This window comes from Pseudomonas sp. (assembly GCF_049645325.1).
In the GTDB taxonomy this organism is placed as follows: domain Bacteria; phylum Pseudomonadota; class Gammaproteobacteria; order Pseudomonadales; family Pseudomonadaceae; genus Aquipseudomonas.
The window spans coordinates 1-9472 of sequence record NZ_JBARTQ010000201.1 but is presented as its reverse complement, the minus strand read 5'-3'; the positions used below and the strand labels follow the sequence as shown (position 1 = coordinate 9472).

The 9472-nt window shown below is 63.1% G+C and carries 8 protein-coding genes; 5 read left to right on the top strand and 3 right to left on the bottom strand.

Annotation, left to right across the window (positions count from 1 at the left end):
- From WBB95_RS08925 to WBB95_RS08915, 3 genes are all read right to left on the bottom strand, one after another.
- On the bottom strand, positions 1-674 hold a 674-nt coding region (locus tag WBB95_RS08925; RefSeq protein ID WP_424487251.1), incomplete at its 3' end, for a putative DNA modification/repair radical SAM protein.
- A gap of 66 nt (positions 675-740) precedes the next feature.
- The gene (locus WBB95_RS08920) at positions 741-2078 is read right to left on the bottom strand and encodes a lysine N(6)-hydroxylase/L-ornithine N(5)-oxygenase family protein (RefSeq protein ID WP_424487250.1); all 1338 of its coding nucleotides are present in this window, start codon (positions 2076-2078) and stop codon (positions 741-743) included.
- 126 nt (positions 2079-2204) lie between these two features.
- Positions 2205-2687 carry a sigma-70 family RNA polymerase sigma factor gene (locus tag WBB95_RS08915; RefSeq protein ID WP_424487249.1) on the bottom strand — a complete coding sequence of 161 codons (483 nt, stop codon included), beginning with the start codon at positions 2685-2687 and terminating at the stop codon, positions 2205-2207.
- A 255-nt stretch (positions 2688-2942) separates the two neighbouring features.
- Between WBB95_RS08915 and WBB95_RS08910 the strand changes: the two genes are divergently transcribed.
- From WBB95_RS08910 to WBB95_RS08890, 5 genes are all read left to right on the top strand, one after another.
- Complete coding sequence (locus tag WBB95_RS08910; RefSeq protein ID WP_424487248.1) at positions 2943-4115, top strand: efflux RND transporter periplasmic adaptor subunit; 1173 nt, start codon at positions 2943-2945, stop codon at positions 4113-4115.
- Positions 4099-6090, top strand: coding sequence for a MacB family efflux pump subunit (locus WBB95_RS08905; protein ID WP_424487247.1), 1992 nt, complete (start codon positions 4099-4101; stop codon positions 6088-6090). The genes WBB95_RS08910 and WBB95_RS08905 overlap by 17 nt, the downstream gene beginning before the upstream one ends.
- Positions 6083-7495 carry an efflux transporter outer membrane subunit gene (locus tag WBB95_RS08900; protein ID WP_424487246.1) on the top strand — a complete coding sequence of 471 codons (1413 nt, stop codon included), beginning with the start codon at positions 6083-6085 and terminating at the stop codon, positions 7493-7495. The genes WBB95_RS08905 and WBB95_RS08900 overlap by 8 nt, the downstream gene beginning before the upstream one ends.
- 105 nt (positions 7496-7600) lie before the next feature.
- Positions 7601-8362 (top strand): alpha/beta fold hydrolase, encoded by a 762-nt coding sequence (locus WBB95_RS08895; RefSeq protein WP_424487245.1) that lies wholly within the window; start codon positions 7601-7603, stop codon positions 8360-8362.
- Between the two features lie 109 nt (positions 8363-8471).
- Positions 8472-9239 (top strand): FadR/GntR family transcriptional regulator, encoded by a 768-nt coding sequence (locus tag WBB95_RS08890; RefSeq protein WP_424487244.1) that lies wholly within the window; start codon positions 8472-8474, stop codon positions 9237-9239.
- The last annotated feature ends 233 nt before the right edge of the window (positions 9240-9472 follow it).

The following is a 9472-nucleotide window of genomic DNA, read 5'->3' as shown; positions in this document are numbered from 1 at the left end:
TCGGCGCCGACGATCATCTGCGTGCTCTGCCCGGCCGGGGCGAAACGCGGCGCGCGCGGTTCGTTGAGCACGGTCTGCTCGCCGGTGTAGATGGTCTGCATGGCTTGCTTGATCGAGACGATCTGTTTTTCGGGGGCCAGGGTTTGCAGGCTGGCGTCGGTGGGCAACTCGATATTCACGCTCAGGCGATCGGCATAACGCCCGGCCTCGGCGATCAGTGCGGGGTCGGCTTCGGGAATGGTCTTGAGGTGGATGTAGCCGCGAAAGTCATGCTCTTCGCGCAACAGTTTGGCGACACGCACCAACTGCTCCATGGTGTAGTCGGCAGAACGAATGATCCCTGAGCTGAGAAACAGCCCGCTGACGCAATTGCGGCGGTAGAAATCCAGAGTCAGGGTGACCACCTCCTCCGGGCTGAAACGTGCGCGCGGCACGTCGCTGGAGCGGCGGTTGACGCAGTACTGGCAGTCGTACAGGCAGAAGTTGGTGAGCAACACCTTGAGCAACGACACACAACGCCCGTCGGGCGTGTAGCTGTGGCAAATGCCCATGCCATCGGTGGAACCCAAGCCAGCCTTGCCCTCGGAGCTGCGCTTGGGCGCGCCACTGCTCGCGCAGGAGGCGTCGTACTTGGCGGCGTCGGCGAGGATGCTGAGTTTTTCGATCAACTGCATGGAGGGCTACCGATACTGGTTTTTTGTACAGTATCAGCAGCTCTCCCGTGTCACAAGTACAGCCTGTCAGCTGGCCGTTGCCAACAGCAGGTCCTGCACCGAGCGCGCCTGGCCACGGTGGCGGTCGTGTTCATACAGCGACGCCGCGATCTCATCGGCACGAATCGGCAGGATCGACAGCAAGGTGTCGCTCAAGCCATGGCTGGCCTGGCTGAAACCCTGGATGTAGATCCCGGCCTTGCAGCGCTCGTCGGTGACAATGCGGTAGTCACGACTGACCTCGAAGTCGCCCATGTAGGCATCCAGCGGCGCCAGCAATTCGCGGTGCATCTGGCGCTCATAGCCGGTCGCCAGCACCACGGCATCGTAATGGCCCAGGGTGGTTTCGCCGGTCGCGTTGTTGCGCAGGGTCAGTTCGACGCCCAGCGGGCCGGCGGCGGCTTTCTCGACCACGGTCATGGTGCGGAACGCATGACGGGCGATGCCGGAGACTTTCTGGCGATAGAAAATCCCGTAGATGCGCTCGATCAGGTCCAGGTCGACCACCGAATAGTTGGTGTTCTGGTACTCGGCCACGAGGCGCTCGCGCTCGGCACCGACTTGCTGGAACACCAGGTCGGTAAAGGCCGGCGAGAACACTTCATTGACGAACGGGCTGTCATCGGCAGGCTTCAACGCCGAACCGCGCAGGATCATGTCGACTTGCACCGACGGGAAGCTGTCGTTCAGGTCGATAAAGGCCTCGGCGGCGCTCTGGCCACCGCCGATGATCGCAATGCGCATCGGCTTGCCGTCTACGCAAGGCTGCTCGGCCATGCGCGCCAGGTACTGGGAATGGTGGAACACCCGGCCGTCAGCCTTGAGGCCCTTGAACGCGACCGGCACACGCGGCGTGCCGCCGGCGCTGACCACCACCGAACGGGTGGTGCGCACATGCTGCTCGCCCTGTGCGTCACGGGAAATCACGCGCAGCGCCTCGACCTGCTGCTGATGCAGGATCGGCTCGATGGCCAGCACTTCCTCGCCATAGCGGCCCTGGGCCTGGAACTGGCTCGCCACCCAGCGCAGGTAGTCGTTGTACTCCATGCGGCACGGGTAGAAGGTGCCCAGGTTGATGAAGTCCACCAGGCGGTCGTGGGCTTTCAGGTAGTTGACGAAGGAGTAAGGGCTGGTGGGGTTGCGCAGGGTGACCAGGTCCTTGAGGAAGGAAATCTGCAGTTCGCTCTGGGTCACCAGGGTATTGCCGTGCCAGCGGTAGTCGGCCTGCTTGTCGAGAAACAGCACGTCCAGTTTGCCCTGGGTCTTCTCGCGTTCCTGCAACGCGATGGCCAGCGCCAGGTTCGAAGGGCCGAAACCGATACCGATCAGGTCATGAACCGCGGGCGAAGCAATTGCCTGTGTCATTCCAGTGTCCTCTGGATAAGCCCCGTGGCGGTGGGGCGGGAATACCTTCGAGACCTGAAGGCTGATCAACAGGTCGTGTGTTGATAGGAAACGAGGACAATGAAATAAAATTTAGCCAATGGCCGATCAGTGCGCGTCCCACTCGCGCATGCGCACCCGGCAATGCTTCATCGCGTTGACGATGTGCTTTTCCACCAGGCTGCGCGAAATGCTCAGGCGCTCAGCAATTTGCAGATGGCTCAGGCCGTCCAGCTTGCGCATCAGGAAGCTGTCACGGCACGCCGCTGGGAGTTCTGCCAGCGCGCGTTCGAGCATTTCCAGGCGCTGCCCTTGATCGTGGCTGGCGTGGGGCGAGCAGGCGGCGAAGCGCCCTTCGCTGTCCAGCACATCGAGGGGCTCGACCTGGCGCAAGGCGTTGCGCCGATGGCCGTCGATCACCAGGTTCAGCGCGGTGCGGTACAGAAATGCGCGCGGCTGTTCGATCGGCGTCTCGCTGGAACGCTCCAGCACCCGCACATAGGCGTCATGCACCACATCCTCGGCGACCTGACGGTTGCCCAGCTTGGCGTTGAGGAAACACACCAGCTCGCGATAGTAGTTTTCCAACATGACTCCCGACCGTCAGGGTGGACGGCATACGATCCTTGAGTACTAAAAGACAGCCCATCGATGATGGCAGTTTGAGTGCGTGCAATTTATAGTAATTCTCATCTACTTTTAAAGAAGTCTTGCACCCGCAGTCGATTTTTTTATTCCACGCAGCTGTTACCGATTGTGTAACGGCCTAAATCCCCAGGCAATTTCCTCGTTTAACTGTCAGCTCTGCGCAACTGCGCTCCGATCTTTCCTGGCTGGAACCTAAGCATGAAACGCCCTCGACCTGCCCGACGCGCCCTGCTTGTGGTGGCGTGCCTGATTCCCGTGCTCGCCGTTGCCGCCTGGCAGGTGCTGCCGCCGGGCCGCGACACGCTGGCCACCGTCACCGTCACGCGCGCCAACATAGAAAGCAGCGTCACCGCTCTGGGCACCCTGCAACCGCGCCGTTATGTCGACGTGGGCGCGCAGGCATCCGGGCAGATCCAGAAGATCCACGTCGAGGCTGGCGACCAGGTCAAGGAAGGTCAATTGCTGGTGGAGATCGACCCGTCCACGCAAAAGGCCAAGCTCGACGCCAGCCGCTATGCCATCGAAAACCTCCAGGCCCAGTTGCAGGAGCAGAGGGCCCAGCATGAGCTGGCGCGCCAGAAGTACCAGCGCCAGCAACGCCTGGCCGCAGGCAATGCCACGCGCGAGGAAGATGTGCAGACCGCCAAGGCCGAACTGAGCGCCACCCAGGCGCGGGTCGACATGTTCCAGGCGCAGATCCGCCAAGCCCAGGCCAGCCTGCGCAGCGACGAAGCCGAACTGGGCTACACGCGGATCTTCGCGCCGATGGACGGCACCGTCGTGGCGGTGGACGCGCGCGTCGGCCAGACCCTCAACGCCCAGCAACAGACGCCGCTGATCCTGCGCATCGCCAAGTTGTCGCCGATGACCGTCTGGGCGGAAGTCTCCGAAGCCGACATCGGTCACGTAAAACCGGGGATGACCGCCTATTTCACCACCCTCAGCGGCGGCACCCGGCGCTGGACCAGCACCGTGCGCCAGATTTTGCCGATCCCGCCCAAGCCACTCAACGAAACCAGCCAGGGCGGTGGCAGCCCCAGCAGCACCAGCAAGAGCGGCAGTGGCCGCGTGGTGCTGTACACCGTGCTGCTCGACGTGGACAACGCCGACCATGCGCTGATGGCCGAGATGACCACCCAGGTATTTTTCGTCGCCAGCCAGGTCAAGGACGCCCTGACCGCGCCGGTCGCGGCGCTGCTGGACAGTCCCGGCGCGGGTAAGTCGATCGCGCGCGTGGTGGCAAAAAACGGCGCTATCGAGGAGCGCGAAGTGCGCCTGGGCATCAGCGACCGTCTGCGCGTCGAAGTGCTCGATGGCCTCAACGAAGGCGATCACTTGCTGATCGGCCCGGTCGATGGCAGTGGGGGTTGAGTTGACCACGCCTCTGATCGAACTCAAGAACATCCGCAAATCCTACGGCGGCGGCGACAGCCCGCAGGTCGACGTATTGCGCGGCATCGACCTGTCGATCCATGCCGGCGAGTTCGTCGCGATTGTCGGCGCGTCGGGTTCAGGCAAATCCACGCTGATGAACATCCTCGGCTGCCTCGACAGGCCCACCGTCGGCGACTACCTGTTCGCCGGTGAAAACGTCGCGCACCTGGACAGCGACGAGCTGGCGTGGCTGCGCCGTGAAGCCTTTGGGTTCGTGTTCCAGGGCTACCACTTGATTCCTTCGGGCTCAGCCCAGGAAAACGTCGAGATGCCGGCGATCTATGCCGGCATCAGTGCGGTCGAACGCCATGCGCGCGCCAACGCCCTGCTCACCCGCCTGGGCCTGGCCGACCGTACCGGCAACCGCCCACATCAACTTTCCGGCGGGCAGCAGCAACGCGTCTCCATCGCGCGGGCGCTGATGAACGGCGGCCATATCATCCTCGCGGACGAACCCACCGGCGCCCTCGACAGCCACAGTGGCGCCGAGGTCATGGCGCTGCTGGACGAATTGGCGAGCCAGGGCCATGTGGTGATCCTGATCACCCACGACCGCGAGGTGGCGGCGCGGGCCAACCGTATCATCGAGATTCGCGACGGCTTGATCATCAGCGATTCGGCCGAGGGTGAAGCGCATGTACCGGCAATCGCCAACAGCGGGGCCTTGCAGGCCGTGGACCTGCGCCAGCGCCTGGCCGACGGTGCCGAGCACAACGGCGTGTGGAAAGCCGAGCTGGTGGACGCAATACAAGCGGCCTGGCGGGTGATGTGGATCAACCGTTTCCGCACCGCCCTGACGCTGCTGGGGATCATCATCGGCGTGGCGTCAGTGGTGGTGATGCTGGCCGTCGGCGAAGGCAGCAAGCGCCAGGTGATGGCGCAGATGGGCGCATTCGGTTCCAATATCCTTTACCTGGGCGGCACAGCCCCCAATCCGCGCGCACCGCCAGGCATCATCACGTTGAGTGATGTGGCCGCCCTCGGCAGCTTGCCGCAGGTCAAGCGCATCATGCCGGTCAACGGTGCGGAAGCCGGGGTGCGTTTCGGCAATGTCGACCACATGGCCTACGTCGGCGGCAATGACACTAATTTCCCGGCGATTTTCAATTGGCCCGTGGTCGAGGGCAGTTACTTCACCGAAGCCGACGAACGCGCCGGTGCCACTGTGGCGGTCATCGGCCACCGGATCCGGGAAAAACTCTTCAAAGGCCTTGCCAGCCCGATTGGCCAGTACATCCTCATCGAAAACGTGCCGTTCCAGGTGGTGGGCGTGCTTGCGGAAAAAGGCGCCAGCTCCGGCGATAAAGACAGCGATGACCGTGTGGCCATCCCCTATAACGCGGCGAGCGTGCGCCTGTTCGGCAGCTACAACCCCGAATACGTGGCGATCGCCGCCGCCGACGCGCGCAAGGTGCGTGAGGCCGAACAGGCCATCGACCAACTGATGCTCAAGTTGCACAACGGCAAGCGCGACTACCAACTGACCAACAACGCCGCGATGATCCAGGCCGAAGCACGCACGCAAAACACGCTGTCGTTGATGCTCGGTTCGATTGCCGCGATTTCCCTGTTGGTCGGCGGCATCGGCGTGATGAATATCATGCTGATGACCGTGCGTGAACGCACCCGTGAAATTGGCATTCGCATGGCCACCGGTGCTCGCCAGCGCGACATCCTGCGTCAGTTTCTGACCGAGGCGGTGATGCTCTCGGTGGTCGGCGGCCTGTGCGGTATCGCCCTCGCCCTGCTGGTGGGCGGCGTGCTGGTGCTGGCCAAGGTGGCCGTGCAGTTTTCCCTGGTGGCGGTGTTGGGTGCGTTTGGCTGTGCGCTGGTCACCGGCGTCGTATTCGGCTTCATGCCGGCCCGTAAAGCTGCCCGGCTCGATCCGGTTAAGGCGTTGACCAGTGAATAAACAATCCATCTCCCCGCAACTGTCTGTCTTGGGCCTGTGCCTGCTGCTCAACGCCTGCAGCGGTAACCCGCCAGTGGTCGACAGCGGCATCGCGCCGCCCGCCGCCTGGCAATACACCGAACGGGCGGCCGCCCAGGCAACGAACCAACGCTGGTGGACGCAATTTGGCAGCCCGCCGTTGAACCGTTTGATCGATCAGGCGCGCCGTGACAGTTATGACGTGGCCGCCGCCATGGCGCGGGTGCGCCAGGCTCAGGCGAGTGCGGTGATTGCCGGGGCGCCGTTATTGCCCGAGGTGAACTTCAACCTCACCGCCAGCCGTGAAAAGCTGCTGCGCGGTACTGGCAATTCTGACCTGGACGCCACCGACAGCAACAACACCGTCGACAGTTTTGGCGCCAACCTCACCGCCAGCTACGAGCTGGATTTTTGGGGCGGCCGTACCGCCACTCGGGACAGTGCCCTGCAAACCCTGCGCGCCAGCGAGTTCGACCGGGCCACGGTGGAGCTGACCCTGCTCGGCAACGTGGCGGACCGCTACGCACAAACCCTCGCCGCTCGCCAACGCCAGCAGATCGCCGAGCTGAACCTGGCGAATGCGCGCAACGTGCTCAACCTGGTGCAAACCCGCTACGACGCCGGCTCCGCCACCGCCCTGGAACTGGCCCAGCAGAAAAGCCTGGTGGCCAGCCAGCAACGCCAACTGCCGCTGATCCAGCAACTGGCCGAAGAATCCCTGATCACCCTCGCCGCCCTTCTCGGCCAGCCGGTGCAGGCGCTCGACTTGGGCGACGAAGCGTTCCAGTCGCTGACCTGGCCAACCATAGGCCCGGGCGTGCCCAGCCAACTGCTGAGCCGGCGCCCCGACCTCGCCCGGGCCGAGGCGCAACTGGCGGCAGCGAATGCCGACGTCACTGTGGCCCGCGCGGCGATGCTGCCGACCGTCACCCTGGGCGCTACATGGGGCTCGGGCGCGTACAAAGCGGAAGATATCCTGCGCAGCCCGTTCTACACGCTGACCTCGGGCCTGGTGGCGCCGATCTTCAACAATGGCCGTCTAAGCGCCGAGCGCGACAAGGCCCGCGCCCGCCAGGACGAGCTGCTGCAAACCTATCGCGGCGCCATCATCAACGGCTTTGCCGACGTCGAGAAAGCCCTCAGCAGCATCACGCGCCTGGACCAACAGCGCCACTGGCAGGCCGAGGAACTGCAACAGGCCCAGACTGCCTTCCAGATCGCCGAAAGCCGCTACCAGGCAGGCGCCGAAGACTTGCTGACCGTGCTGGAAACCCAACGCACGCTGTACGCCGCGCAAGACTTGAACGTGCAACTGCGGTTGTCGCGGCTGCAAGCCAGTATTGCGCTGTACAAAGCCCTGGGCGGCGGCTGGAAAGCGGATATCTGATTACAAAACTCCGATTCCTTACACAAACCGTTTATTAGTCCTACATTCCTTGACCCCGGGTCCTTGGTAAAAAGCCGTCCTCACACGGCTGCCCGGATCCTCCTGATGAAACCCCGCGTTTTTGTAAAAAGCCTGGCGTGCGGTTGCCTCTGGCTGATAGCAAATCTGGGCTTTGCCGACCTTCTGATCGCGCCCACTGCGATCGACTGGTTATTGGATTGCCCCTTGCCCGCCATCGCACGCCCAGACCCCGAGGTACTTGACCGCACCCAGTGCGGCACGGTCAGCGTGCCCCGCGACCACGCGGCAGCGGCGCGCGGCTCGGTACGCCTGGCGCTGACGCGAGTAGGCGCACGTCAGCCACTCAGCCGCGAAGGCGTGGTGTTTATCCAGGCCGGCGAGGCGCAAAAGGGTCAAGGTGGCGCATTCGCCCTGCAGCTGGTCGGCCGCTGGGAGTCTTTTGCCACTGCGGCCTATCGCACGCTGGCCGATCGTTATGACGTGATCGAGCTCAGCGCCCGCGACCTTACTCAAGACCACGGCATCGAGCAGGCAGCGCGGGATATGGAGTTCGTGCGCGGGCAACTGGGCGAGGCGCAGCTCAACTTTCTCGGCATTGGCGCTGCAACCCGTGTCGGCGGCCGCTATGCCGCCCTGTTCCCCGAGCGCGTCGCGCGCATGGCGCTGGTCAACGCCGGGCGCGACGAGCCAGCGATTTCCGGCGTCGACCTGCTGTTGCTCAGGGAAACAGCAAAACCCGGCGCTGCCGCCGGTGGCTGTAGCAACCAATGGGTCGGTGACTTTCTGGTCTACGGCAAACAGCCGCCCGTCTCCACACGCTGCCTCGACCGGGGCAACTGGGAATAACCACCGCGTTTACGACCTCTTCGCGCCGAAAACGACACCCTGCGTTGACGCTTCTGCCCAATCGTTATTAAGTGCTATTAATCCGCATTAATAGGATCAATAGAACAGCATGCTCAGCCGCCCGCTACGACGCAAACGCCAGAAGCTTTCCGATGTGATTGTCGAGTCGGTCAAGCGCTCCATCGTCACCGATGCCCTCAAGCCCGGCGACCGCCTGCCCACCGAGCGCGAGTTGATGGAAAGCTTTCAGTGCTCCAAAGGGTCGGCCCGTGAAGCGCTCAAGGCTCTGGAGGTTGAAGGCCTTGTGAACACACGCACCGGCCCGAGTGGCGGCGCCTACCTGAACCAGGCCGGCACCGAACCCGCCAGCCGTGCGTTGCGCAACTACCTGCACTTTCAGCACCTGGACGGCGAGCAGGTGTACCAGTTGCGCAAAGTCATCGAGGTGGAACTCGCGGTGTCAGTGCTCGGGCGCTTGAGCGAGGACGATTACCAGGCCCTGCAAGACAACGTGGATTTTTGCAGCGCCCCCGAAGACAGCGAAGCCGGTCAGCGTGAGCAGCGCCTGGCAGAGCTGGAGTTTCACAACCTGCTGGCCAAGGCGTGCCCCAACCCACTGCTGAGCTTCATGGCGCAGTTTCTCAACGACCTGCTGCGCGACCTGGTGGTGCTGAAAAAGGCCTACAAGCCCAAGCGCAAACAGTTCGACGCGGCCAACCTCGACTATCACAAGCAATTGCTGATTGCCTTTCGTGCCGGGGATGAAAGCGCCGTACGCAGCTTGATGCATGAACACATGTGCGACGCCGAACACCACATGACCGCGCTTGAAGGCGAGGTCAGCCCGCACTTTTTGCTGGAGTTTGATCACTCGTAACACCACCACAGATCCAAAATTGGAAACTCATTCAATGTGGGAGCTGGCTTGCCTGCGATGGCATCCACTCAGTTCAACTGATTCACCGGGGTGCCCGCATCGCAGCATAAGTATCTACACATCGTTGTAGTGAGCGGGCTTGCCCCGCGCGGGGCTGCGAAGCGGCCCCAAACCAGGCGACCTGGTTCTATCTGGAACTCGGCGGAGTCTTTGTTGGGGCCGCTTCGCAGCCC

What these genes read in the sequence shown, in the direction of transcription:
- WBB95_RS08920 (WP_424487250.1), bottom strand. Translation starts at nt 2,078, where the DNA reads ATGACACAGGCAATTGCTTCGCCCGCGGTTCATGACCTGATCGGTATC.
- WBB95_RS08915 (WP_424487249.1), bottom strand. Translation starts at nt 2,687, where the DNA reads ATGTTGGAAAACTACTATCGCGAGCTGGTGTGTTTCCTCAACGCCAAG.
- WBB95_RS08910 (WP_424487248.1), top strand. Translation starts at nt 2,943, where the DNA reads ATGAAACGCCCTCGACCTGCCCGACGCGCCCTGCTTGTGGTGGCGTGC.
- WBB95_RS08905 (WP_424487247.1), top strand. Translation starts at nt 4,099, where the DNA reads ATGGCAGTGGGGGTTGAGTTGACCACGCCTCTGATCGAACTCAAGAAC.
- WBB95_RS08895 (WP_424487245.1), top strand. Translation starts at nt 7,601, where the DNA reads ATGAAACCCCGCGTTTTTGTAAAAAGCCTGGCGTGCGGTTGCCTCTGG.
- WBB95_RS08890 (WP_424487244.1), top strand. Translation starts at nt 8,472, where the DNA reads ATGCTCAGCCGCCCGCTACGACGCAAACGCCAGAAGCTTTCCGATGTG.